General features: G+C 74.1%; 19 protein-coding genes. 6 read left to right on the plus strand and 13 right to left on the minus strand.

Annotation, left to right across the window (positions count from 1 at the left end):
- Positions 1 to 73 precede the first annotated feature (73 nt).
- The 4 genes from NHH00_RS06865 to NHH00_RS06880 all read right to left on the minus strand — a co-directional run bounded on the left by NHH00_RS06865 (position 74) and on the right by NHH00_RS06880 (position 6,727).
- Positions 74 to 3,826, minus strand: coding sequence for a nitrate reductase subunit alpha (locus tag NHH00_RS06865; RefSeq protein WP_253051118.1), 3,753 nt, complete (start codon positions 3,824 to 3,826; stop codon positions 74 to 76).
- 64 nt (positions 3,827 to 3,890) lie between these two features.
- Complete coding sequence (locus tag NHH00_RS06870) at positions 3,891 to 5,237, minus strand: MFS transporter (RefSeq protein ID WP_253051119.1); 1,347 nt, start codon at positions 5,235 to 5,237, stop codon at positions 3,891 to 3,893.
- A gap of 121 nt (positions 5,238 to 5,358) precedes the next feature.
- Complete coding sequence (locus NHH00_RS06875; protein ID WP_253051120.1) at positions 5,359 to 6,090, minus strand: helix-turn-helix transcriptional regulator; 732 nt, start codon at positions 6,088 to 6,090, stop codon at positions 5,359 to 5,361.
- Between the two features lie 91 nt (positions 6,091 to 6,181).
- Positions 6,182 to 6,727: an NUDIX hydrolase gene (locus tag NHH00_RS06880; RefSeq protein WP_374614510.1), complete on the minus strand. Its 546-nt coding sequence runs from the start codon at positions 6,725 to 6,727 to the stop codon at positions 6,182 to 6,184.
- Positions 6,728 to 6,873: 146 nt separating this feature from the next.
- Between NHH00_RS06880 and NHH00_RS06885 the strand changes: the two genes are divergently transcribed.
- Positions 6,874 to 8,076 (plus strand): MFS transporter, encoded by a 1,203-nt coding sequence (locus NHH00_RS06885; protein WP_253051444.1) that lies wholly within the window; start codon positions 6,874 to 6,876, stop codon positions 8,074 to 8,076.
- Positions 8,077 to 8,134: 58 nt separating this feature from the next.
- Complete coding sequence (locus NHH00_RS06890) at positions 8,135 to 9,448, plus strand: MFS transporter (RefSeq protein ID WP_253051121.1); 1,314 nt, start codon at positions 8,135 to 8,137, stop codon at positions 9,446 to 9,448.
- A 596-nt stretch (positions 9,449 to 10,044) separates the two neighbouring features.
- On the opposite strand, the gene NHH00_RS06895 is transcribed toward NHH00_RS06890, so the two are convergent.
- From NHH00_RS06895 to NHH00_RS06930, 8 genes are all read right to left on the minus strand, one after another.
- The gene (locus tag NHH00_RS06895; protein ID WP_253051122.1) at positions 10,045 to 11,844 is read right to left on the minus strand and encodes an acetyl/propionyl/methylcrotonyl-CoA carboxylase subunit alpha; all 1,800 of its coding nucleotides are present in this window, start codon (positions 11,842 to 11,844) and stop codon (positions 10,045 to 10,047) included.
- A 207-nt stretch (positions 11,845 to 12,051) separates the two neighbouring features.
- Positions 12,052 to 12,711 carry a Maf family protein gene (locus NHH00_RS06900; protein ID WP_253051123.1) on the minus strand — a complete coding sequence of 220 codons (660 nt, stop codon included), beginning with the start codon at positions 12,709 to 12,711 and terminating at the stop codon, positions 12,052 to 12,054.
- 64 nt (positions 12,712 to 12,775) lie between these two features.
- Positions 12,776 to 13,696 (minus strand): AEC family transporter, encoded by a 921-nt coding sequence (locus NHH00_RS06905; RefSeq protein ID WP_253051124.1) that lies wholly within the window; start codon positions 13,694 to 13,696, stop codon positions 12,776 to 12,778.
- 74 nt (positions 13,697 to 13,770) lie between these two features.
- A complete protein-coding gene (locus NHH00_RS06910) occupies positions 13,771 to 15,513 on the minus strand; it encodes a DUF885 domain-containing protein (protein WP_253051125.1) in 1,743 nt (580 codons plus the stop codon).
- Positions 15,514 to 15,523: 10 nt separating this feature from the next.
- Positions 15,524 to 16,318, minus strand: coding sequence for a hypothetical protein (locus NHH00_RS06915; protein WP_253051126.1), 795 nt, complete (start codon positions 16,316 to 16,318; stop codon positions 15,524 to 15,526).
- Entirely contained in the window at positions 16,315 to 16,575 is a 261-nt protein-coding gene (locus NHH00_RS06920; RefSeq protein WP_253051127.1) for an acyl-CoA carboxylase epsilon subunit, read from the minus strand. The genes NHH00_RS06915 and NHH00_RS06920 overlap by 4 nt, the downstream gene beginning before the upstream one ends.
- On the minus strand, positions 16,572 to 17,090 hold the full coding sequence (locus NHH00_RS06925) for a hypothetical protein (RefSeq protein ID WP_253051128.1): 519 nt from the start codon (positions 17,088 to 17,090) through the stop codon (positions 16,572 to 16,574). The genes NHH00_RS06920 and NHH00_RS06925 overlap by 4 nt, the downstream gene beginning before the upstream one ends.
- Before the next feature lie 49 nt (positions 17,091 to 17,139).
- Positions 17,140 to 18,711 carry an acyl-CoA carboxylase subunit beta gene (locus tag NHH00_RS06930; protein ID WP_253051445.1) on the minus strand — a complete coding sequence of 524 codons (1,572 nt, stop codon included), beginning with the start codon at positions 18,709 to 18,711 and terminating at the stop codon, positions 17,140 to 17,142.
- A gap of 249 nt (positions 18,712 to 18,960) precedes the next feature.
- Here NHH00_RS06930 and NHH00_RS06935 point away from each other — a divergent pair, with 249 nt between their 5' ends.
- Together NHH00_RS06935 and NHH00_RS06940 are read left to right on the plus strand one after the other, a co-directional pair.
- Positions 18,961 to 19,875, plus strand: a complete 915-nt coding sequence (locus tag NHH00_RS06935) for a biotin--[acetyl-CoA-carboxylase] ligase (RefSeq protein ID WP_253051129.1) — start codon at positions 18,961 to 18,963, stop codon at positions 19,873 to 19,875.
- A 128-nt stretch (positions 19,876 to 20,003) separates the two neighbouring features.
- Entirely contained in the window at positions 20,004 to 21,092 is a 1,089-nt protein-coding gene (locus NHH00_RS06940) for an adenylate/guanylate cyclase domain-containing protein (RefSeq protein WP_374614520.1), read from the plus strand.
- A 30-nt stretch (positions 21,093 to 21,122) separates the two neighbouring features.
- Here the strand turns inward: NHH00_RS06940 and NHH00_RS06945 are convergent, their stop codons facing one another.
- The gene (locus tag NHH00_RS06945; protein ID WP_253051130.1) at positions 21,123 to 21,890 is read right to left on the minus strand and encodes an SOS response-associated peptidase; all 768 of its coding nucleotides are present in this window, start codon (positions 21,888 to 21,890) and stop codon (positions 21,123 to 21,125) included.
- 143 nt (positions 21,891 to 22,033) lie between these two features.
- Between NHH00_RS06945 and NHH00_RS06950 the strand changes: the two genes are divergently transcribed.
- Positions 22,034 to 23,269 (plus strand): multidrug effflux MFS transporter, encoded by a 1,236-nt coding sequence (locus NHH00_RS06950; protein WP_253051131.1) that lies wholly within the window; start codon positions 22,034 to 22,036, stop codon positions 23,267 to 23,269.
- Between the two features lie 86 nt (positions 23,270 to 23,355).
- Positions 23,356 to 24,723: an LCP family protein gene (locus NHH00_RS06955; RefSeq protein ID WP_253051132.1), complete on the plus strand. Its 1,368-nt coding sequence runs from the start codon at positions 23,356 to 23,358 to the stop codon at positions 24,721 to 24,723.

The raw sequence follows: 24,723 nt of genomic DNA on the forward strand, positions 1-24,723 counted from the left end.
GCGGACTCGTTCCTCGCCCTTCGCGTCGCCGTTCCGCACTCGTCCGTGCCGATGCGTGTCGCCGTTCCAGACATCAGTAGGTCACCTCCTGACTCCGTCGCCGGATCACCGTGACCTCGTCACGCTGGTTGCCCGTCGGGCCGATGTAGTTGAAGCCGTACGAGAGCTGCGCGTAGCCGCCGATGAGGTGGGTGGGCTTGAGCAGCACGCGGGTCAGCGAGTTGTGGATCCCGCCGCGCAGGCCGGACGTCTCCGACCGCGGCACGTCCACGGTCCGGTCCTTCGCGTGGTACATGAAGACCGTGCCCTCGGGCATGCGGTGCGAGACGACGGCCCGCGCGACCACGACGCCGTTGCGGTTGTACGCCTCGATCCACTCGTTGTCCGCGACGCCGATCTTCTCCGCGTCCTGCGGGCTCATCCAGATCGTGGGGCCGCCGCGCGAGAGCGAGAGCATGAAGAGGTTGTCCTGGTACTCGGAGTGGATCGACCACTTCGAGTGCGGCGTGAGGTACCGCACGGCGACCTCCGCGTAGCCCTCCGACCCCTGCGCACCCGTGGGGGACGTGTCGCCGACCCGCGAGTCGCCGAACAGGCGGTGCATGTCCAGCGGCGGCCGGTAGACCGGGAGCTGCTCGCCGAGCTCTGCCATCCAGTCATGGTCGAGGAAGAAGTGCTGGCGGCCCGTGAGCGTGTGCCAGGGCTTGAGCCGCTCCACGTTGATGACGAAGGCGCTGTAGCGGCGCCCGCCGTGCTCCGACCCGGACCACTCGGGAGAGGTGATGACCGCCGTCGGGCGCGACTGCACGTCCGGGAAGGTGATCCTCTTGCCCTGCTCGTCCCGCGCCAGGTCGGCCAGACGCTGCCCGGTGCGCCGCTCCAGGTCCTCGAACCCCTGCACCGCGAGCCGCCCGTTCGTCGTCCCCGACAGCGCGAGGATCATCTCGCAGACGTGCGTGTCGCGGTCCAGGCGCGGGCGCCCCGCCGCCGGGCCGTCGGCGACGACGCCGTTCGCGACGGCGAGCCGCTCGACCTCCGGCGTCGGGTCGAACGTGACGCCCTTGGTGACCATGCCCACCGTCTGCGTGAGCGGACCGAGGGCGGCGAGCCGCGCCGCGAGGGCGGGGTAGTCCCGCTCGACGACGACGAGCCTCGCCATCGTGACCCCGGGCACGAGCTCGTCCTGGGGCAGGACCTCGCCGTGCGGCGTCGCCATGGCGTCCGGGGTGTCGTGCGCGAGCGGGACGGCCACGACGTCCTTGCGCACGCCCAGGTGGGTCTCCGACAGCTCGGAGACGTGCCGGGCGAGCGTGTGGAAGATGTCGAAGTCGGTGCGCGTCTGCCACGGCGGGCTGATCGCCGGGTTGAACGAGTGCACGAACGGGTGCATGTCCGTCGAGGACAGGTCGTGCTTCTCGTACCAGGTGGCCGCCGGGAGCACGACGTCCGAGAACAGCGTCGTCGACGTCATCCGGAAGTCGGCCGTGACGAGCAGGTCGAGCTTCCCCTGCGGCGCCTCGTCGTGCCACGCGATGTCCCGCGGCCGCCGGTCCGGCCCCGACTCCGGTGCGCGCACCGCGGCGTCGGTCCCGAGCAGGTGCTTGAGGAAGTACTCGTTGCCCTTGCCCGACGACCCCAGCAGGTTCGCGCGCCAGACGGTGAGCACGCGCGGGAAGTTCGCCGGGTCGTCGGGGTCCGCGCACGCGTAGTCCAGCTCGCCCGAGGAGAGCTGGTCGACGACGTGGCGCACCGGGTCCTTGCCCGCCGCCTCGGCCTCGTCCACGAGGTCGAGCGGGTTGCGGTCGAACGTCGGGTAGCTGGGCGTCCAGCCGCGACGGACGGACTCCACCAGCGTGTCCGCCGTCGTGCGGCCTGCGAGCTTCCCGGTGGCGAGCGGGGAGGCGAGCGCGTCCGCGGGCAGGCCGTCGTAGCGCCACTGGTCCGTCGCGAGGTACCAGAAGGCCGTGCTGATCATGAGGCGCGGGGGGCGGGCCCAGTCCGCCGCGTTGGCGTACTGCTGGAACCCCGTGATCGGGCGAACCTTCTCCTGCCCGACGTAGTGCGCCCAGCCGCCGCCGTTCACGCCCTGGCAGCCGGTCATCGTCACGAGCGCGAGGAACGTGCGGTAGATCGTGTCGGAGTGGAACCAGTGGTTGGTGCCCGCGCCCATGATGATCATCGAGCGGCCGCCCGAGTCGAGCGCGTTCTGCGCGAACTCCCGCCCGATGCGCGCCGCGGCGGTCGCGGGGACGCCGGTGATCTCCTCCTGCCACGCCGGGGTGCCCGGGGTCGCCGGGTCGTCGTACCCCGTCGGCCACGTGCCCGGCAGGTCGAGGTCGGGGCGGTCCACGCCGTACTGCGCGAGCAGCAGGTCGTAGACCGTCGTCACCAGGTGCTCGCCCACGCGGTGCGTCGGCACGCCGCGCCGGACGGCGCCCGCGCCGCCCTGGTGCTCGGCGCCCTCCTCGGGGGCGAGGTCGAAGCGGGGGAGGTCGACGGCGACCGGCTCGTCCGACGCGCCGCCCGCCAGGTCCGCGACCGACAGCGCGGGCTCGACGCCCTCGAGGTCGAGGTTCCACCTCCCGGGGTCGCCGTAGCGGTGCCCGAGCGATCCGTTGGGGACGACGACGTCGCCCTCGCGGGACAGGATCACCGTCTTCGACGCGGCGTTCGTGGCGCCGGCCTGGTCGGCGGCGGGCGTGCCCGCGAGCCGGTCCGCCGTGAGGAAGCGCCCGGGCACGTACGCGTCTCCGCGCCGGTCGAGCGTCACGAGGTACGGAGCGTCGGTGAACCGCGCCATGTAGTCGAGGAACCGGGGAGCGCGATCGCGCACGTGGAACTCGGTGAGGATGACGTGGCCCATGGCCTGCGCGAGGGCGCCGTCGGTACCGGGATGGGGAGCGAGCCACTCGTCCGCGAACTTGGTGTTGTCCGCGTAGTCGGGCGACACGGTCACGACCTTCTGGCCTCGGTACCGAGCCTCCGCCATGAAGTGGGCGTCCGGGGTGCGCGTGACCGGGACGTTGGAGCCCCACATGATGCAGTAGGTGGAGTTCCACCAGTCGGCGGACTCCGGGACGTCGGTCTGGTCGCCGAACACCTGCGGGGACGCGACGGGCAGGTCGGCGTACCAGTCGTAGAACGACAGCATGCTCCCGCCCAGGAGCTGCACGAACCGCGAACCCACCCCGTGCGACACCATCGACATCGCGGGGATGGGGGAGAACCCGGCGACGCGGTCGGGTCCGTAGGTCTTGATGGTGTGGACGTGGGCGGCGGCGACGATCTCGGCGGCCTCGTCCCAGGTGGCGCGCACGAGCCCGCCCTTGCCGCGCGCCGACTTGTAGGCGCGGGCCGACTCCGGGTCGGACGTGACCTTCTCCCACGCGAGCACGGGGTCGCCGCCCACCTCGTCCTTCGCCCGCCGGTACAGGTCGAGCAGGGTGCCGCGGACGTAGGGGTAGCGCACGCGGGTGGGGGAGTAGGTGTACCAGGAGAACGCGGCGCCGCGGGGGCAGCCGCGGGGTTCGTACTCGGGGGAGTCGGGGCCGACGGAGGGGTAGTCGGTCTGCTGGGTCTCCCAGGTGATGATGCCGTCCTTGACGTAGACCTTCCAGGAGCAGGACCCGGTGCAGTTCACGCCGTGGGTGGAGCGCACGACCTTGTCGTGGGACCAGCGGTCGCGGTAGAACACGTCGCCCTGGCGTCCGCCGGTCAGGAACACCTGCCGCAGGTCGTCGGACACCTGCCCGCGCCGCAGGCGGCTGCCCAGGCGCAGCAGGGTGTCGGCCGGGTCACGGGGGGTGCGCTCGTCGAGTGGGGGCACGACAGCTCCTCGGGTTCTCTGGGGGCGGGGACGGCGGACGCGTCGCCGGCGTTCCCGGTCGGGGTCAGGAGGGGTTCGGGGCGCCCGGCCGGGCGTAGTAGTGCCACGTGAGCCACGTGCACAGGGCGAAGAACACGGCGCACCCGACGAAGAACGACCGCGCGGGGACGAGCGAGAGCCCGATGCCGACGAGGAACGGGCCGAACGCGGCGATCGAGGCGGTCCAGCCGATCACCCCGCCCGCCTGGCGGCGCGGGAAGATCATCGGCATCTGCTTGAACGTCCCTGCGTTGCCGATCCCGGCGAAGGTGAACACCGCGAGCATCCCCGCGAGGAACCAGCCGAACTGCCCGACGTCGTGCGGGTCGAGGAAGAACAGCGAGAACACCGTCGAGACCGTCATGCCGATCCCGGCGACGAGGGTCCAGACCGCACCGCCGAACCGGTCGCACAGCGGCCCGAACCCGGCGCGCGCGGCCGAGCCGAGCAGCGGGCCGAGGAACGCGTAGCGCAGCGGGTCGGGCGCGTTCTCGAACCCGCCGTACTCCGCGACGATGAGCAGCCCGAGCTGGGCCGCGAACCCGCTGAACGCGCCGAAGGTCATGAGGTAGATCGCCGTCATGATCCACGTGTGCTTGTTGCCGAAGATGTCGAGCTGCTCGCGGAAGTTCGCGCTCACCGGGACCCGGCGCAGGTACAGGGCGGCGAGCACCGCGCCGAGCACGGTCCACGGCACGAGGACGAGGCCTGCGTTGTGCAGCCAGAGATGGCTGCCCGTCGCCGTCTGCTGCGGCGTGAGGGCCGCCGTGCCGAGGAGGCCGAAGCCGACGACCCACGGCGTGAGGAACTGGATGAGGCTCACGCCGAAGTTGCCGATCCCGGCCTGCAGCCCCAGCGCCGTCCCCGCCATGCGCCGGGGGAAGAAGTAGCTCGTCGAGGGCATGAACCCGGAGAACGCGCCGCCGCCGATCCCCGCCGCGACCGCGAGCAGCATGAGCACCGCGTACGGCGTGCTCGCGTCGCGCACGGCGAAGGTCCAGCCGAGCATCGGCAGGAGGACGAGCGTCGCCGTGCCGCCCACGAGCGTGCGCGTGCCGACGACGGGCGGGAGGAACATGTAGACCATGCGGAACAGCCCGCCGGCGAGGCCGGGGACGGCCGTGAGCCAGTAGAGCTGTGCCGTCGTGAGGTCGAAGCCGACGTCGTTGAGCCGGGGCGCGACCGCGCTCACGAGGTACCACGCGCAGAACGCGAGCGTGAGGTTGTACGTCGTGATCCACAGCGTGCGCCACGCGAACCGGCGGTCCCAGCGGGACTCGTCCTCGGGGTCCCACGTCGACAGGTCCACGCTCGACGGCGTGCGCACCGCCCGCAGCAGCGAGGGCGGCCTGGTGGTGGCAGGGGCGGTCATGTCGTCCTCCCGTCGTCGCAGGTCACGACCACACCGACGTCGTGACGCCGGGTCCGTACCCGGTGCGCCGTCAGCATGACCCGGCGGACGGGAGCCGCGGCGGGCCGCGGACCGTGAATAATCAGCTCGCGCGCGAGAGCTGCAGCACGCAGTGGTGGGGCTCGACGAAGGGCAGCAGCGCCTCCGCGCGGACGGGCCCGCCGACGCCCGCGAGCACGCCCTGGACGAGGCCGAGGTGGACGGCGCAGACCACGTCCTCGCGGTCCGCCGCGAGCGCGAGGAACGGGCACCGGTAGAGATGGAACCGCAGCCGCTCCTCCTCGAGCTCGGGGTCGAGACCGAGCTGGTGCAGGTGGTCGTCGAGCGCGGCGAGCTGGTTCTCCGGCGTGGGCTCGGGCGCGTCGCGGCCCGAGGAACGGAGCACGTCGACGAGCCGCCGGCCCGCCACGCGCGCGGTCCCGGCGAGGTCGTCGCGCGTGCCGTGCGCGGCGTCGTCGTGCGCGGCGCCCTGGGCGGCGTCGCCGTGACCGAGCACCGTGCGGGTCAGCGCGGCCCGGACGAGCGACTCGCCGAGGCGCCGCGCCGCGCCGTCGTCCCGCGGCGGGTCCTCGCCCGCGATCGCCTCGTAGAGGATGCGCGGGCGTCCACGCGTCGTGCGCACTTCGGGGGCGCTGCGCACGAACCCCGCGTCCGCGAGCCGCTGGAGGTGCTCACGCGTCGCGCTCGGGCAGAGCGACGCCTCGCGCGACAGGTCCGCGACCGTCATCGGGCCGCGTTCCTGGAGCGCGTGCAGCAGCGTCAGCCGGCTCGACGACGCGAGCGCGCGGTACGTGGTCGACGTGTCCTCGGGCACGACGCCATCGTGCCCCGGACCGACGCCGGCGGACCGGCCGCGAGGCGGGTCCACCACCGATCGGTGACGAAGGTCCCGCGCGGGCAGGCCGTCAGGCCTCGGGAGCCCCCTGGTCGAGCGCCGCGCGCAGGCTCGGCCACGCGTCCGCGAACGCGGGCAGCAGGTCGAGGGTCGCGACGTCGTCGACCGGGACCCAGCGGACCTCGACGCTCTCCGCGTCCGTCGCGCGCGGGTCGACCTCCGCGCCGTCCGCGATCTCCCCGAGGACCGTCGTGTAGCGCCACGGACCGTGGTCGAGCACACGCTCGCCCACGACGTCCACGTGCGCGGGGTCGATGCCCGCCTCCTCCTCGGCCTCGCGCAGGGCTCCCTGGGCCGGGGTCTCGTCCGGCCCGACGGCGCCGCCCGGCACTCCCCATGTCCCGCCCTGGTCGGACCAGGGCGCGCGGTGCTGCAGGACGACGTCGGTCAGGCGGCCCGCGCGGTCGCGCCGCCCGAGCAGGAGCCCGGCGGCGCCGAAGAGACCCCAGTGCCGACGGCCGCACTCGCACTCCACCCAGCCGTCGCCCGGCTGCAGGTGGCGAGGGAGCCGCGGGGGCGGGTCGCCGGGATCGCGGGGCGCGGTCGGGATGGTCACGGGGCCCATGCTGCCAGGCCGGCGCGCCGCGCGGCGCCGGATCCCACCGCGGAACGCCCCGGAAAAAGGTTGCCCGGGTGGACCACCGCGCGGCGTACGCTGGTCCGCTTGTGAGCAGGATCGGAGAGGTCGTCGCACCGCGACGCATGGGCACCGGCTTCCGCTGGTTGCTGTCGTCGTCGTGGACGAGCAACGTCGGCGACGGCATCGCCCTGGCGGCGGGGCCGCTGCTCGTCGCGTCCCAGACCGACTCCGCGTTCCTCGTCGCGCTCGCCGCCCTGCTGCAGCGGCTGCCCTGGCTCCTGTTCGGCCTCTGGGCCGGGGCGCTGGCCGACCGCCTCGACCGGCGCGTCGTCGTCATGGTGGCCAACGCGCTGCGTGCGGTCGTCGTCGTGGCGCTGTGCGTCCTCATCGCGACCGGGCACGTGAGCATCGGCGTCGTCCTCGCCGTGATGTTCCTGTACGGCGTCGCCGAGGTGTTCGCGGACTCGGCGTCCCAGACCCTGCTCCCGATGCTCGTCGAGCCGCGCGACCTCGGCACGGGCAACGCCCGGCTCCAGGCCGGGTTCCTCACCGCCAACCAGCTGCTGGGACCGCCGGTCGGCGCGTTCCTCTTCGCGCTCGGGATGGTCTGGCCGTTCGTCGTCCAGGTCGTGTGCGTCGCGCTCGCCGTCGTGCTAGTGGGGCGGATCGCGACCACACCGGGCGGTGTGCGCGAGACGCAGACCCACCTCCGCCAGGACATCGCCGAGGGCGTGCGGTGGATCCTCGGGAACGCCCCGGTGCGGACGCTCGCGCTCGTCATCCTCGCCTTCAACGTGACCTGGGCCGCGCCGTGGGGCGTCCTCGTCAAGTACGCGCTCGACCACCTCGACATGGGTGAGGTCGGGTTCGGGCTCCTCACGACGGCGTCGGCCGTCGGCGGCGTCGTGGGCATCGCGTCGTTCGGGTGGCTCGAGCGGCACGTGCGCCTGTCGACCCTCATGCGCGTGTGCCTCTCGCTCGAGGTCCTCATGCACCTCGCGCTCGCCCTTACCACGACCGGCTGGGTCGCGCTCGCGATCATGGTCGTCTTCGGTGCGTACGCGTTCGTGTGGGGCACCGTGTCCAACACGATCCGGCAGCGTGCCGTCCCCACGGAGTTCCAGGGACGCGTCGGCTCGGTCTACATGGTCTGCGTGTTCGGCGGCAGCGTCGTCGGGCAGGCGCTGGGCGGCGTCCTCGCCCAGGCGTGGGGGATCACCGCACCGTTCTGGTTCGCGTTCGTCGGCGCGGGCGTCACGCTCGCGCTCGTGTGGCGCCAGCTCGGGCACATCGCGCACGTGGGCGAGGTCCCCGCGGCCGACTGACCGTCCGCCGACGGCGAATTCCGTGGACCGTGTGGGTGGCGGCCGTCAGGATGTGCGGGTGAGCCATACGCCGTACGAGAACACCGACGCCCCCACCGCCGACGACCTCTCCGACGGTGTGGAGAACGACGCCCCGGTCGACGACACGCTCGCGAAGCCCCGGTGGCGACGGGACACCGCGATCTTCCTCTCCGGGCAGACCGTCTCCCTGTTCGGCTCGATGCTCGTCCAGTACGCCGTGATGTGGCACCTGACGATCGAGACCAAGTCCGGGGCCGTGCTCGCGCTGAGCACCCTCTTCGGGTTCCTGCCGCAGGCGGTCGTCTCGATCTTCGGCGGCGTGTGGGCCGACCGGGTGAACCGCAAGGCGCTCGTCATCGCCGCCGACGGCACGATCGCCGTGACGACCCTCGCGCTCGCGCTCCTCATGCTCGGCGGCGCGGACGACCTCTGGCTCATCTACGCCGCGCTCGCGATCCGCTCCACGGGCGCCGGGATCCAGACCCCCGCGGTCGCGGCCCTGCTCCCGCAGATCGTCCCGACCAGCAAGCTGCTGCGCGTCAACGGGATCAACCAGTCGATCCAGTCCGCGATGATGCTCCTCGCCCCCGCGGTCGCCGCGGCCGTCTACGCCAGCACGTCCATCGTCTCCGTGTTCTTCGTCGACGTCGTCACCGCCGTGATCGGGATCGGCCTCCTCCTGCTCGTGCCCGTCCCGACGCTCGCGCACGCCGCCGCCGGCGAGCGAGCAGGGTACTTCGACGACCTCGTCGAGGGCTTCCGCTACCTCGGCTCGCACCCGTTCGTCCGGTGGGTGCTCGGCCTCTACGCCGTCGTGTTCCTGCTCATCGTCGCGCCGTCGTACCTCACCCCGCTCATGGTCGCGCGGACCTTCGGCGAGGAGGTCTGGAAGCTCACCGTCAACGAGGTCGCATTCTCCGTCGGCATGCTGCTCGGCGGCGTGCTCCTCGCCACCTGGGGCGGGCTCAAGAACCGCATCGCCATGATCGTCGGGTCGACGTTCGTGTTCGGCGTCCTGTCCGTCGCCATGGGTCTCTCGACGAACATGTGGGTGTTCTTCGTCTTCATGTTCCTGCTCGGCCTCTCCGTGCCGCCGTTCTCGACGACGTCCATGACCGTCCTGCAGGAGACCGTCGAGCCCGAGCGCCAGGGCCGCGTCTTCGGCTTCGTCGGCATCGTCATGGCCGTCTCGATGCCGCTCGGCATGGTCGTGTTCGGCCCGCTCGCCGACCGCTTCACCGTGGAGTCGCTCCTCGTCGTCTCCGGGATCCTCATGTTCCTCGTCATCACCGTCGCCGTCGCCCTGCCCTCCGGTCGCCGCGCGATCCGCGCCGCGGCCCAGCACGACTAGCACCCGCCTCGTCGCGGTCGGGGTCGGGTCTACGGCCCGCAGGGTCGGGTCCGCGGTGGGGTCGGACCGTGTGCTCGGACTGGCGCACCGTCACCCTGGTCTGTCTGGCGGGAGTTCTGGGAGTGCGCCTCTGACGTCCTTCGCACACGGTCCGACCCCACCGCTCGTCCTGGCCGTCACCGCACGAACCTCGGCCCGGTCCGGCGGTCCCGTTCGGTCCGGGCGGAGGCCGGCGCGTACCAGTGCTGGACGCCTCGCCGTCATGCGCCGGGCGGCCGGAAGACCAACGGCCAGGGCTAGCGCGGGCTCGTCGCATGACCCACGAGCGTGGTGCGCCGACAGCGCGGCGGGCGCGACGGTCGTCGGGCAAGGGGCTGCACGACGTGGGCCGAAGCCGGGCCGGGGTGGGTGGGGTGTGAAGGGCGTCAGAGCCGCGCTCCGAGAAGTGCCACCCGACAGACCCAGGCGACGGCGCGGCAGCCCGAACGCGCCATCCACCCCGGCCACCCAACCCGACCACGCGGGTCGTGAAGCCGGCGCAGCCCGGCGCCCCGAGCACGCGGGTCGTGCACCGAGCCCGACGGTGGCCCGGAGGGTCAGTCGACGATCTCGCAGATGGCGGTGCCGGAGCTGACGCTCGCGCCGGCGGTGGCGGAGAGCGAGCGGACCGTGCCGGCGCGGTGGGCGAGGAGCGGCTGCTCCATCTTCATCGCCTCGAGCACGACGACGAGGTCGCCCTCGGCGACCTGGGTGCCGTCGGCGACGGCGACCTTGACGATGGTGCCCTGCATGGGGGAGGCGAGCGTCGTGCCGGAGGCGCCGCCGTTGGCCTTGCCGGTGCTCCGCCGCGCGGGCCGACGCGCGGCGTTCGCCGTGCGGGCACGGCCCGCGGCCATGCCGAGGCCGGCGGGGAGGACGACCTCCAGGCGCTTGCCGCCGACCTCGACGACGACGCGCTCGGTCGCGAGGGGCTCGTCGTCCTCGTCGGCGGAGGCGGCCGGGGCGGGCGCGAGCGCGGCGAGCTGGTCCGCGAACTCGGTCTCGATCCAGCGGGTGTGCACACGGAACGGCGCGTCGTCCGTGGGGACGAACGCCTCGGCGTCGAGCACGGCGCGGTGGAACGGCACGACCGTGGGGATGCCCTCGACCTCGAGCTCGCGCAGCGCGCGGCGGGCCCGCTGGACAGCCTGCTCGCGCGTGGCGCCGGTGACGATGACCTTGGCGATCATGGAGTCGAACGCGCCGGAGATCGTGTCGCCCTCGACGACGCCGGAGTCGACGCGCACGCCGGGCCCGGACGGGAAGCGCAGGCGCGAGATGCGGCCGGGGGCGGGGAGGAAGTTCGCGGCGGGGTCCTCGCCGTTGATGCGGAACTCGATCGAGTGGCCGCGCACCTGCGTCGACGTGTAGCCGAGGGGCTCGCCCGCGGCGATGCGCAGCTGCTCGCGGACGAGGTCGATGCCGGTGACCTCCTCGGACACCGGGTGCTCGACCTGGAGGCGCGTGTTGACCTCGAGGAAGGAGATGGTGCCGTCGGCCCCGACGAGGAACTCGCACGTGCCCGCGCCGACGTAGCCGGCCTCGCGCAGGATCGCCTCGGACGCCTTGTAGAGCTCGGCCTCCTGGGCGGCGCTGAGGTAGGGCGCGGGGGCCTCCTCGACGAGCTTCTGGTGGCGGCGCTGGAGGGAGCAGTCGCGCGTGGACACGACGACGACGGTGCCGTGCTCGTCCGCGAGGCACTGGGTCTCGACGTGGCGGGGCGTGTCGAGGTAGCGCTCGACGAAGCACTCGCCGCGCCCGAACGCGGCCGTGGCCTCGCGGACCGCGGACTCGTAGAGCTCGTCGATCTCGTCCGCGGTGCGGGCGACCTTGAGGCCGCGCCCGCCGCCGCCGAACGCCGCCTTGATCGCGATGGGCAGCCCGTGCTCGGCGGCGAAGGCGTGCACCTCGCTCGCGTCGGCGACGGGGTCGGGCGTGCCGGGGACCAGCGGAGCGCCGGCGCGCTGCGCGATGTGGCGTGCGCTCACCTTGTCACCGAGAGCGTCGATCGCGGCCGGCGGGGGCCCGATCCAGACGAGGCCGGCGTCGAGGACGGCCTGGGCGAACTCCGCGTTCTCGGCGAGGAAGCCGTACCCGGGATGCACCGCGTCGGCGCCGGAGCGGCGTGCGACGTCGAGCAGCTTCGCGATGTCGAGGTAGGTCTCGGCCGCCCGGGCGCCGCCGAGCGCGAACGCCTCGTCGGCGAGGTGCACGTGCAGGGCCTGCCGGTCCGGGTCGGCGTAGACCGCGACGGACGCGATGCCGGCGTCGGCGCAGGCACGGACGATCCGGACGGCGATCTCGCCACGGTTGGCGACGAGGACCTTGCTCAGGGGGCGGGTGGGGTTCGCGGGCACGGCTCACGGTAACGCGTGCGCGGGGCGCCGTTCACGCTCCCGGGCCGGGTACCGGACAAGATTGGAGAAGAAGCCAAGGCGCGCGGAGGGTGGTTGGAGGAAACCTCCATAGCGGCGCGCCCCTGGGCCTCGCCCGGCGCCTGGGGTTGTCCGGCACCCACAACGGCACCACGGCGAGCGCCGACGACGGACGGCGGCCCCGTCGGGTCAGGACCGCAGCTCGTGCCAGGCGACCCCGGCCTCGCCGAGCAGCGTCCGCAGCAGCGGGAGGCTGATCCCGACGACGCCGTGGTGGTCGCCCTCGATGCGCTCGACGTAGGGCCCGCCGAGGCCGTCGACCGTGAACGCGCCCGCGACGTGCAGGGGCTCGCCCGTCGCGACGTACGCGTCGATCTCGTCGTCCGTGAGGTCGGCGAAGTGCACCGTCGTGGAGCTGGTGGCCCCGGTCGCGGTGCCCGTCCCGCCGTCGGGCAGCGAACGCAGGTCGACGAGCCAGTGGCCCGTGTGCAGGACGCCGGCCCGGCCGCGCATCGCGCGCCAGCGCGCACGGGCGTCGTCGGCGTCGACGGGCTTGCCGAGCACCTCGCCGTCGAGCTCGAGCATCGAGTCGCACCCGACGAGGAGCGCGGGGTCGTCGACCGGCGCGCCGGTCCCGTCGTCGGCGAGCGTGCGCACGATCTCCTCGGCCTTGGCGCGGGCGAGGACGAGCACCGCGTCCACGGGGTCGAGCCCGCCGCGCTCCGCGGCGGCGGCCTGCAGGACCGCGTCCTCGTCGACCCCCGAGACGCGCACGAGGGGTTCGACGCCGGCCGCGCGCAGCGTCGCGAGGCGGGCGGGGGAGCGGGAGGCGAGGACGAGTCGGAGCACCCGCGCAGACTACCCGTCGAGCACCGGCGCGACCGGCGAGCCGGACGGCGCGCGCCGAGCGGTCCTACGCGACCAGCAGCGCCGCGACGAGCAGCACGACGGGCGAGCCGAGGGTCGTGACGAGGATCGTGTCGCGCGCGAGGATCTCGCCCCGCCCGAACCGTGCCGCGTAGTTGTAGACGTTCTGGGCCGTGGGCAGCGCGGCGAGCGTGACGGCCGAGGCGACCGCGGCGTCGTCGAGCCCGAGGACGTGCCGGGAGACGACGAACGCGACGACGGGCATGACGAGCAGCTTCGCGACGCTCGCCACCCCGACGGCCGCGCGGGGCTCGCCGCGCCGCAGCGGCCTGGTGCCGTGCAACGACATGCCGAACGCGAGCAGGATCATGGGGATGGCGGCACCCCCGAGGATCTCGAGCGGAGCCATGACCGCGACGGGCGGGGTCCAACCGGTCACCGAGACGACGGCGCCCGCGAACGACCCGAGGATGATCGGGTTGCGCACGGGCTGGGCGAGGACGAAGCGCCAGGACAGGCGCCCGCTCGTCGTCGCGTCGAGGACGAGCAGCGCGACGGGTGCGAGCACGAGGAGCTGGAGCAGGATCACCGGCACGACGGCGGTCGCGTCGCCCAGCACGTACACCGCGACGGGCAGGCCGATGTTGTTCGCGTTCACGTAGCCGGAGCCCACGGCCCCGATGGTCGCCTCGGGGGCGGGGAGCCGCAGCCACAGCCGGTCGACGAGCACGAACGCGCCCGCGGTCACGACGGCGGAGACCGCCGCGACCGCGAGCGGGGCCTGGAAGAGCGCGCCGACGTCCGCCCGCGCGAGCACGGTGAACAGCAGCGCGGGGCTCGCGACGAAGAACCCGATGCGGTTGAGCGCGGTCCTCGCGTCGGGGCCCCCGATGCCGAGCCGCGCGGTGACGTACCCGGCCGCCACGACCACGGCGATGATGGCGAAGCCGGTGAGGACGGCGCCCACGCGTCAGCTCCCCAGGGCGGGCCCGCCCCGCCCGGGCCGGCGCGAGGCCGACCCGGGCCGGGCGGACGACCGGGTCACGAGGAGAGCGCGTCGCGCAGCACGTCCAGACCGACCGAGCCGAGGTTCAGCGCGCGCGCGTGGAACGCCTTGGCGTCGAACGCCTCGCCGCGGGCCGCGGCTGCCGCACGCGCGTCGTCGCGCGTGGCCTCCCACAGGCGCTGGCCGACCTTGTACGACGGCGCCTGACCCGGCCAGCCGAGGTAGCGGTCGAGCTCGAACCGGACGAACGAGTCGGGCATGTTGACGTTCGCGCGCAGGAACGTGAGCGCCTTGTCCGCGTCCCAGGTCCCGCCGCCCCACTGCTCGGGCGCGGGCAGGCCGAGGTGCACGCCGATGTCGAGCACGACGCGCGCCGCACGCATGCGCTGCGCGTCGAGCATGCCGAGTCGATCGCCGTCGTCATCGAGGAACCCGAGGTCCGCCATGAGGCGCTCCGCGTACAGGGCCCAGCCCTCGCCGTGGCCCGAGACCCAGCACGCGAGCCGGCGCCACGTGTTGAGCGTCGCGCGCGCGTACACGGCCTGGCCGCACTGCAGGTGGTGGCCGGGGACGCCCTCGTGGTAGACCGTCGTCTTCTCGCGCCACGTGTTGAACTCGGTGACGTCCGACGGCACGGACCACCACATGCGGCCCGGGCGGGAGAAGTCGTCGCTCGGCGGCGTGTAGTAGATCCCGCCCGTCTGCGTCGGCGCGATCATGCACTCGAGGTCGAGCACCGGCGTCGGGACGTCGAAGTGGACGCCGTTCAGCGCGCTGATCGCGGCGTCCGACGTCTCCTGCATCCACGACCTCAGCGCGTCCGTGCCGTGCAGCGTGCGCGCCGGGTCGGCGTCGAGCGCGGCGACGGCGTCCTCGACGCTCGCGCCCGGCCCGGCGATGCGGCGCGCGATCTCCTCCTGCTCCGCGACGACGCGCGCGAGCTCCTCGAGCCCCCACGCGTACGTCTCGTCGAGGTCGACCTGCGCGCCGAGGAACGTGCGCGAGAAGAGCCCGTAGCGCTCGCGGCCCACGGCGTCCTGCTCGCGCGCCTGCGGCGCGAGCGTCGTCTCGAGGAAGTCCGCGAGGCGGCCGTAGGCCTCGCGCGCCGCGGCGGCGCCGTGCTCGAGCTCCTTGCGCACGAGCGAGCACGCCGAGGAGTCGTCGAGGACGGCGTTCGCCTCGGGGCCGGCGACGAACGTCGTGAAGAACGAGCCCTTCGCGTCGGCGAGCTTGCGCGACTGCTGCACGCCGATCCGCACCTGGCGGATCGCGGCGACGTTGCCACGCGCGGCCGCCTCGGTGAGGGAGGCCATGTATCCGTCGATCGCCGTGGGCAGGGCGTTGAGGCGGGAGGCGATGTTCTCCCACGCCTCGACCGTCCCGGTCGGCATGATGTCGAAGACGTCGCGCAGCTCCTGCACCGGCGACGCGATGTTGTTGAGGCTCGCGAGCGGCTCGCCCGCCTCGTGCAGCTCGAGCTGCAGGCCGACGCGCTCGCGCATCGCGGCGAGGGTGACGCGGTCGACGTCGTCGACGGGCTCCAGGCCCTCGAGCTCGCGCAGCACCGCGCGGTCGGCGTCGGCCCGCGCGTCGTGCCCGGCGGGCGAGAGGTCGGAGACGAGGTGGTCGTAGCCGGACAGGCCCATCGCGGTCGCGGCGATCGGGTCGAGCTCGGCGATCCGCGTGACGTAGGCCTCGGCGACGGCGTCGATCGGCGTGGGTGTGCGGTCGGGGGTCCCGGCGGATGCGCCGGCGGGTGTGGTGGTGGTGTCGCTCACCCGGACGAGCCTACTCGGCGCCCGGACGCGGGTCTGCCGGATTCTCCGGGCTCTCGCCGCGGTCCTCCTCGGTCGGCGCGCCGGGCGTGTCTCCGGGCGGTCCCGCGTCGGGAGCGGCGCCGGCGCGGCCGCGCAGCGCCGCCACGAGGTCGTCCGCCCAGGCGCGGTGGTAGCGCAGCAGGAGCACCCCCGACGCGTCCGCGTCGCCCGCGGCGTGCCAGACGGCGACCGGGTCGCCCGGGCGCGGGCCCGCCACGCCGTCGGGCACGACGACGCGCGCCGGTCGTGCGGTCCGCGCGCCGGACGCGGTGGTCACGACCAGGGTCGTCGGGACGACCGTGGGCCCGTTCGTCCGCGTGCTCGTGGCGGTGTCCTCCGTGGAGCCCTCCGCCGTGCCCGCCGCGAGGTCCGCGGCACCGACGCCGGGAAGCACGAGCGTCCCGGTCGCCCGGACCGGCGCGGCGAGCAGCGCGTCCCGCCCGCGCGCGAGCCCGGCCACGACGCGGTCGTCGAGGTAGCGCACGAGCGCGAGCAGCGCGGTGACGAGCAGCCCGAGGGTCGCCACGACCACGACGGCGTCCGGCACGGACCACCCGCGCCCCGACGCGACGCGCTGGTAGACGAGCAGCGCGACGGTCGGCACGAACGCCACGGCCCACGCCCAGCGGCGCCAGCCCGGCACGGGCTCCACGCCCGGCAGGCTCGTCGGGTCGGTCTCGACCTCGTCGGCGGACGCGGGGAGCTCGACGAGCACGCCTCGCTCGGGCAGGCGGCGCGTGCGGGGCGACGCGCTCGGCGTCGTCACGACCGCAGGCTCCAGCGCCACGAGTCGGCGTTGTGCCGGCCCGAGCGCCCGCCGAAGCTCTTCGCGGTCGCGCCGTCCCCGGTCCCGCGCAGCCCGCGCGCCCGGTTGGTCCACTCGTCGACGGGCGCGACGTCGTCGGGCAGCCCGCTCGCGGCGGCCGCCGCGGCGAGGCCGGCGACGAGCGCGGCGACCTCCAGCTCGTCCGGCGCGCCGCGCACGACGCGGACGCTCGGAGCGCCGGACCCCGCCGTGCTCACTCGTCGTCCTCGTCGTGGTCGTGGTCGTCGTCCGCCCCCCGCCCCACGCCCCACTCGGGGACGGCGTAGCCCGCCTCGACGAGCCGCTCGCGCGCCTCGTGGCCCCACCGGTCCAGGAGCCCGACGACGTCGTCGAGGTCCGGGCCGCCGGGGTGCGTCATGACGACGTAGTCGAGCGTGAAGGTGTCGTCCTGCACGTCGGCCGGCGAGGCGTCGTCGTCGACCTCCTCGTCGGCGCCCGGGTCCCACACCGACGTCGTGAGGTCGGCGTGGATGCCGAGCGCGCCGTGCAGCTCGTCGAACAGCCGCGCGTTGAGCGTGCCGATGCGGCCCTCGAGCGCGAGCACGCGCGGGTCCTCGTCCGCCTCGGACGCCCCGAACTCGGCCCGCACCCCGACCGCGGTCTCGACGTACTCGTGCAGCGCCGCCGTGAGCGCGTCGACCGCGGCGTGCAGCGGCGCCGGGTCCACGGACCCGAGCGGCACGGGTCCGTGCGTGGCGTCGTCGTGGCTCATGCGTGGTCCTCCCTCGCGAGGTTCGTCGGGTGCTGGGGCTCGCTCGCGGTCACAGCGGGATGTTGCCGTGCTTCTTGGGCGGCAGGGTCGCGCGCTTGGTGCGCAGCGCCCGCAGCGCCCGCACCACCTGCACGCGCGTCTCGGACGGGCGGATCACCGCGTCCACGTAGCCGCGCTCGGCGGCGTCCCACGGGTTGACGATCGCGTCCTCGTACTCCGCGACGAGCCGGGCGCGCTCCGCCTCGACGTCGTCGCCCGCGTCGGCCGCGCGCTTGAGCGCCGCCCGCTGGAGGATGTTCACCGCGCCGCCCGCGCCCATGACCGCGACCTGCGCCGTCGGCCACGCGAGGTTGACGTCGGCACCGAGCTGCTTGGATCCCATGACGATGTACGCCCCGCCGTACGCCTTGCGCGTGATGACGGTGACGAGCGGGACCGTGGCCTCGGCGTACGCGTAGATGAGCTTGGCCCCGCGCCGGATGATGCCCTGGTGCTCCTGGTCGACGCCCGGCAGGAAGCCGGGGACGTCCACGAGCGTGAGCACCGGGATGTTGAACGCGTCGCACGTGCGCACGAACCGCGCCGCCTTCTCCGCGGCGTCGATGTCGAGCGTGCCCGCCATGGCGAGCGGCTGGTTCGCCACGACGCCCACCGACTGGCCCTCCACGTGCCCGAACCCGACGAGCACGTTCTTCGCGAACAGCGGCTGGACCTCGAGGAACGCGCCCTCGTCGAGCACGTGCTCGATCACGGTGCGCATGTCGTACGGCTGCGAGTCCGAGTCGGGCACGAGCGCGTCCAGCTCGAGGTCCTCCTCCGTGACGTCGAGGTCGACGTCGTCGGGCGGGAAGGACGGCGCGTCCGAGAGGTTGTTCTGCGGCAGGTAGGACACGAGGTGGCGCACGTAGTCGATCGCGTCGTCCTCGTCCGCGCCGAGGTAGTGCGCGACGCCGGACTTCTCGTTGTGCGTCAGGCCGCCGCCGAGCTCCTCGAAGCCCACGTCCTCGCCCGTCACCGCGCGGATCACGTCCGGGCCGGTGATGAACATGTTCGACGTCTTGTCCGCCATGACGATGAAGTCGGTCAGCGCGGGGGAGTACACCGCGCCGCCCGCGCTGGGACCGAGGATGAGCGAGATCTGCGGGATCACGCCCGACGACGCGACGTTGCGGCGGAAGATCTCCGCGAACTGCGTGAGCGCCGCGACACCCTCCTGGATGCGCGCGCCGCCGCCGTCGGAGATGCCGATCAACGGCACGCCCGTGCGCAGCGCGAGGTCCTGCACCTTGGTGATCTTCTGCCCGTGGACCTCGCCGAGGCTGCCCCCGAACACCGTGAAGTCCTGGGAGTACACGCACACCTGGCGGCCGTCGATCGTGCCGTGCCCGACGACGACGCCGTCGCCCGCCAGGCGCTTCTTCTCGAGCCCGAAGTTGTGCGAGCGGTGCTTCGCGAACGCGTCGAGCTCGACGAAGCTGCCCTCGTCGAGCAGCGCCTCGATGCGCTCGCGCGCCGTCTTCTTGCCGCGCGCGTGCTGCTTGGTCCGCGCCGCCTCCTCGGGCAGCTCGGTCGCCTCGGCGCGGCGACGGTCGAGGTCGGCGAGCTTGGCCGCGGTGCCCACGAGGTGGGGCGCGTCGGGCGATGTCGGGGGTGCCTCGGGCGTCGCGGGCGAGGTGGTCGCAGAGTCCGTCACGGACCCGAGCCTAGTTGGCGGGTGGCGCCAACTCGATGCGGGCGACGCCAGCACGCCCGGGGCGGGTCTTGGTGGGTGTCGACAAACCCGGCGGCGCGCCGGTGATGTCCGTCCGCGGCGTCCGACCGGCGGTGCGTCCCTCGTGCCGGGCCGTCGGCGTGCGGGAGGATGGCGGGCATGGCGAGCGCGCGCGACGACGAGACCAGGCCCGACGGCGACGGGCGGCCCCCGCTGCGGGCGGAGTTCCTGCGCGAGCTGCTCGTGGCGCCCGCAGGGCCCCTCGCCCGGATCGAGGTCGTCCCCGAGTCGGCGTCGACGAACGCCGAGCTCGCGCGCGCGGTCGCGGCCGACCCGGACGCCTGGCCGGCGCCGGCGCTCCTCGTCGCCGAGCACCAGCCCGGGGGTCGCGGCCGGCTGGGGCGCTCGTGGACGACGCCGCCGCGCGCCGCGCTCCTCGGCTCGCTCCTCCTGCGCCCCGAGGTGCCGCGCGAGGCGCTGAGCTGGCTCCCGCTCCTCGCGGGGCTCGCGACCGCCCGCGCCCTGCGTGCGACCGCCGGGGTCGACGCCGTCGTCAAGTGGCCGAACGACGTCCTCGTGCCGGACCCGGGCGCCGCGCCCGTTCCGCAGGACGTCGCGACGCCGGCGGTCGGCGGCCACCCGCCCCTGCGCAAGGTCGCCGGCATCCTCGCGGAGGTGCTGCCCGACGGCGGCGTCGTCGTCGGCGTCGGGCTCAACGTCTCCCAGGAGCGCGCGGAGCTGCCCGTCCCCACGGCCTCCTCGCTCGCCCTGGCGGGTGCCGCGACGACCGACCGCGAGGTCCTGCTCGTCGCCCTCCACGAGGCGTTCGGCGAGGTCCTCGCGCGCTGGCAGGACGCCGGCGGCGACGCGCACGCCGCCGGGCTCGACGCCGACTGCGCGCAGGTCAGCGCCACGCTCGGCACGCGCGTGCGGGTCGAGCGCGTCGCGGGCGGCGACGTCGTCGGGCTCGCCACCGCGCTCGCACCCGACGGCGGACTGGTGGTACGCGAGGACGACGGCACGACGAGCGTCCACCACAGCGGCGACGTCCACCACCTGCGCCCGCACGGGTGACGGTCTGCGGCCGAGATCGGCAGTCCGGGACGACGTCGGCGGTCACGACCGCCGATCTCGCGCCCCACTGCCGATCTCGGTCACGACCGCCGACCTCACCGGCCCGGGCCGAGGAATAGGATCGCCGGGTGCCCGTGGACCCTGAGCAGAACGAGCCCGTCCCCACCACCCCGTCTCCGGACGGCGGGGAGGGCGGCGAGCCGGCCCCGGACACCGAGGCGACGGAGGCGGTGCTCGACGAGGCGCTCCTCGGCGGGCCCCGCACCCTGACCGTCGAGCGGCTCGCCGAGCGCGCGGGCGTCGGGACGGACCGCGTGCGCGCCTACTGGCAGGCGCTCGGCCTCCCCCTGACCGAGGGCGAGGAGCACGCGTTCACGGAGAAGGACGCGCAGGCGCTCGCGGACGTGTTCGCGTTCGCCGCGACCGAGCGGCTCGACGAGCGCGCGCTGACGACGCTCATCCGGTCCACCGGTCACACCACGGAGCGGCTCGTGCTCTGGCAGGTCGAGGCGCTCGTCGAGCACCTGACGCGCCGGTTCGACCTCGACGACACGAGCGCGCGCCTGCTCGTCCTCGACCGGCTCCCCGAGCTCGCCCCGGTCCTCGAGGAGCAGCTCCTGCACGCGTGGCGCCGCCAGCTCGCCGCGGTCGCGGGGAGGTTCGCGGTCGAGTTCTCCGACGCGCGGGCCACCGCGGTCGACGAGCACGAGCTCCCGCTCCCGCGGGCCGTCGGGTTCGCGGACATCGTCTCGTTCACGCAGCGCACGCGCGGGCTGGGGTCGAGCGAGCTCGCCGAGTTCGTGCAGCTCTTCGAGACCAGCGCGCGCGACGTCATCACCGCCGCGGGCGGGCGCGTCGTCAAGACGATCGGCGACGCGGTGCTCTACGTCGCCGACGACGTCGCGACCGGGGCGCGGGTCGCGCTCGGCCTGGCCGAGGCCGGCGGGCGCGAGGAGGACGTCGACGTCCCGCCCGTCCGGGTCAGCCTCGTGTGGGGCCGGGTCCTCTCGCGGTTCGGCGACGTGTTCGGGCCGAGCGTCAACCTCGCCGCCCGCCTCGTCGACATCGCGGAGCCGACGACGGTCCTCGTCGACCGCGAGACCGCGGGCCTGCTCGCGGGCGACCAGCGCTTCGCGCTCACGGCGCAGCCCGAGACGGAGGTCCAGGGGCTCGGCACGATCGAGCCCGTGCGTCTGCAGTGGGCCTACCGCGGCTGACCGCCGCGCTCGCGTCCCGAGGCCGGGTCGTCAGACGGCCTCGAGCAGTCCGGGCCCGTCGTTCGTCACGGAGTTGACCAGGGTCGAGATCTCGCGCGCGACCAGGGGGACGTCGTCGTGCGGGCCGCCGAGGCCGAGCAGGTCGGCCGCCCCGCGCGCGTCGACCGCCGGGTCGAGCCACGCGTCCCACGCGTCGGCGGGGAGGACCAGCGGCATGCGGTCGTGGATCTCGGCGAGGTACGGCGCGGCGTCGGTCGTGACGATCGTCGTCGAGACGAGCCAGCGGTCGGGGTCGTCGTCGGCCTTGGTCCGGTCGCGCCAGAACTCGTAGAGCCCGGCGAACGCGGCGCTCTCGCCGCCGCTCGGCGTGATCCAGTACGGCTGCTTGGGGACCTTCCCCCGGCGCGGCGACGCGCCCGCGGACGCTGCCGGCGACGCGCCGTCGGGCAGGACGCGCCACTCGTAGTACCCGTCCGCCGGGACCAGGCAGCGCCGCACGCCGAACGGCTTGGCGAACGCCGGCTTGTCGAGGATCGACTCCGCGCGCGCGTTGATCATGCGCGCGCCGCCCTTCGGGTCCTTGGACCACGACGGCACGAGGCCCCAGCGCGCCACCCGCAGCGAGCGCCGGACCTCGCCCGTGTCCTTCGCGGCGCGCTCGACGACGATCCGCACCGGGTCCGTGGGCGCGAGGTTCCACGACGGCGGGAGGAGCCGCGCGTCGTCGGCGACGTCCGCGATCGCGAACTCGTCCGCGAGGTCCTGCGCGTCCCGGAAGGAGGCATAGCGTCCGCACATGCCTCCAGCCTGCCGCACGCCACCCACACGCGGGGCGCGGGCGTCGCGGGGGTCGGCAGCGGCCGTGCGCGGGCCGCAGCGGGGAGAGGAGGCTCACTCCCGCGCGGCCGGGCCCGGCCCGATCGAATCGATACGATGGACAGATGTCCTCGTCCTCGGTCGACCCCGCCCTGCCCCGACCGAGGTCGTCCGCCCGCTGGGTGCTGCTCCTCGGCGCGCTCGCCACGCTCCCCGCGCTCACGGTCGACATGTACCTCCCGCTGCTGCCGGAGGTGGGCGCCGAGCTCGGGGCGCCCGACTCGCTCGCGCAGCTCACGTTGTCCGGGATGCTCCTCGGCGGCGCGGTCGGCCAGCTCGTCATCGGGCCGCTCTCCGACCGCTACGGCCGGCGCCTCCCGGTCCTCGTCGGGCTCTCGCTGCACGTCGTGACCTCGCTCCTGTGCGCGCTCGCGCCCAACATCGGCATCCTCATCGGGCTGCGCGTGCTGCAGGGGTTCTTCAACGCCTCCGCCTCCGTCGTCGCGATCGCCGCGATCCGGGACCGCTTCACCGGCTCGGACGCCGCCCGCATCCTGTCGCGCCTCATGCTCGTCATCGGGCTCGCCCCCCTCCTGGCACCGTCGATCGGCTCGTTCATCGGCGCCCACGCGACGTGGCGCGCGGTGTTCTGGGTGCTGGCGCTGGGTGGCATCGCGCTCGGGGCGATCGTGCTGTTCTGGATGCCCGAGTCCCTGCCCGTCGAGCGGCGGCGGCCCGCCGGTGCGCGCACCGTCCTGCGCGGCTACGCGAGCCTCCTGCGCGACCGCCACTTCGTCGCGCTCGCCGTCCTGCCCGGCCTCGGCCAGGCCGTGCTCATGAGCTACGTCGTGGGGTCGCCGTTCGTGCTCCAGGAGGGGTACGGGCTCAGCCACGGGCAGTTCGCGCTCCTCTTCGCGGTCAACGGCATCGGCCTCGTCCTGTCCGCGCAGGCCAACGCCGCCCTCGTCCGGCGCGTCGCGCCCGTGCGCCTGCTCCGGACCGCGCTCGTCGTGCAGGGGGTGTTCGCCGCCGGGCTGCTCGTGGTGGCCGTGACCGGCGCCGGCGGGATCGTCGGGATCGTCGCCGCCCTGTTCCTCGTCCTGTCGATGCAGGGCATGATCCCCGCGAACGCCTCCGCGCTCGCGCTCACCCGGCACGGCGAGATCGCCGGGACCGCGGCCGCCGTCATCGGGGCGTTCCAGTCCGGGGTCGCCGGGCTCGTGAGCCCGCTCGTCGGCGTCCTCGGGGGCGACGCCGTCGCGATGGCGACCGTGATGCTCGGCGCGGTCGTCGCGTCCCTGCTCGTGCTCGCCCTCGCCACGCCGGCGTTCCGCCGCGGCGGCTGGCACACGCCGGTCTGACGCTACGGCCGGCCTTCGCCGCCCTTTCACACGTCCTCCTGCTGGTTCTGCGCACGCGTCCACGCCGGACCCCTTACCCTCGGACCGTGCCAACGACCGCTCCCGCCTCGTCGTCCCCGCGTTCGCGGCCCCGCGCGACACCGACGACGCCCTCCCGGAAGGGCGGGGAGGACAAGCCCTCCGGCGGCCCGCACCATGCGCGCGCGCTGCGCACGCACCGCGTCGCACGGGCCGTCGGGCTCGTCCTCACCGGCGCCCTCGTGTTCGTCGCCGTCGGCGCGGGAGCCGTCTACCTCGATCTCAAGTCGAAGATCACCGTGAGCGACGTGTCGGGACTCGTCGTCGGCGGCCCGACGGTCGAGCCGCCGAAGGACCCGTCCGACCCGTTCGCGGGCAAGTCGCTCAACATCCTCGTCATGGGCACGGACTACCGCGACGCCGAGAACGCCGCGATCGCCGGCGAGGAGGAGGGCATGCGCTCGGACACGACGTTCATCGTGCACGTGTCCGGTGATCGCACGCGCATGGAGGTCGTGTCCATCCCCCGCGACTCGCTCGTCGACCTGCCGGCGTGCAACCTGCCCGACGGGTCGATGTCGGGCCCGCGGCGCAACACGATGTTCAACGAGGCGTTCCAGATCGGGTCGGGCGGCGTCGACGACATGACCTACGCCGCCGCGTGCACGATCACCGCGGTGCAGGACCTCACGGGCGTCCCGATCACCAACCACGTCGTCGTGAAGATGACCGGGGTCATCGGTGTCGTCGACGCCATCAACGGCGTCACCATGTGCTTCCCGGAGCCCGTCAAGGAGAGCCCGCGGTACGGCACCCTCGACCTGCCGGCCGGGGAGTACACGCTCAACGGCCACGAGGCGATCAGCTTCCTCCGGGCGCGCCACGGGACGGGCATGGGGCTCGAGATGGGGTCCGACCTCACGCGCATCGCGCGCCAGCAGGCGTTCATCGACTCGGCCGTGCGCGAGCTGCTCTCCCAGAACATCATCACCAACTCGCCCCAGCTCTACGGCGTCATCGAGGCGGTGCTCGGCTCGATCAGCGCCGACCCCACGATCGCGGACCCGACGGCGCTCGCGGGACTCGCGTTCAGCCTCCGCGCCATCAAGCCCTCCGAGGTCGTCTTCACGCAGGTCCCCGTCGTGGAGGCGGCGAGCGACCGCAACCGCGTCGAGTGGACGTCGGAGGCGGACGCCATCTGGCAGCGGCTCATCGACGACGCGCCCCCGCCCGGCCACGAGGCCGTCGCCGACCCGCGCGACGACGCGACGGCGCCCGCGGGCGGGACGACCGACCCGGGGACCGGGACCGACCCCGGCGCGACCGACCCCGGCGCGACCGACCCGGGGGCGGGCACGACGGACCCTGGCACCACGGACCCCGGCACGACGCCGGAGACCCCGGTCGAGGAGCTGCAGCCCGGCGTCTGCGGCTGA

It is taken from the genome of Cellulosimicrobium cellulans (genome assembly GCF_024124905.1).
GTDB classification, from domain to species: Bacteria; Actinomycetota; Actinomycetes; order Actinomycetales; family Cellulomonadaceae; genus Cellulosimicrobium; species Cellulosimicrobium cellulans_G.

Excerpts from the sequence above, each read along its gene's own strand:
- NHH00_RS06950 (WP_253051131.1), top strand. The coding sequence starts at position 22,034 with ATGTCCTCGTCCTCGGTCGACCCCGCCCTGCCCCGACCGAGGTCGTCC.
- NHH00_RS06945 (WP_253051130.1), bottom strand. The coding sequence starts at position 21,890 with ATGTGCGGACGCTATGCCTCCTTCCGGGACGCGCAGGACCTCGCGGAC.
- NHH00_RS06935 (WP_253051129.1), top strand. The coding sequence starts at position 18,961 with ATGGCGAGCGCGCGCGACGACGAGACCAGGCCCGACGGCGACGGGCGG.
- NHH00_RS06870 (WP_253051119.1), bottom strand. The coding sequence starts at position 5,237 with ATGACCGCCCCTGCCACCACCAGGCCGCCCTCGCTGCTGCGGGCGGTG.
- NHH00_RS06925 (WP_253051128.1), bottom strand. The coding sequence starts at position 17,090 with ATGAGCCACGACGACGCCACGCACGGACCCGTGCCGCTCGGGTCCGTG.
- NHH00_RS06885 (WP_253051444.1), top strand. The coding sequence starts at position 6,874 with ATGGGCACCGGCTTCCGCTGGTTGCTGTCGTCGTCGTGGACGAGCAAC.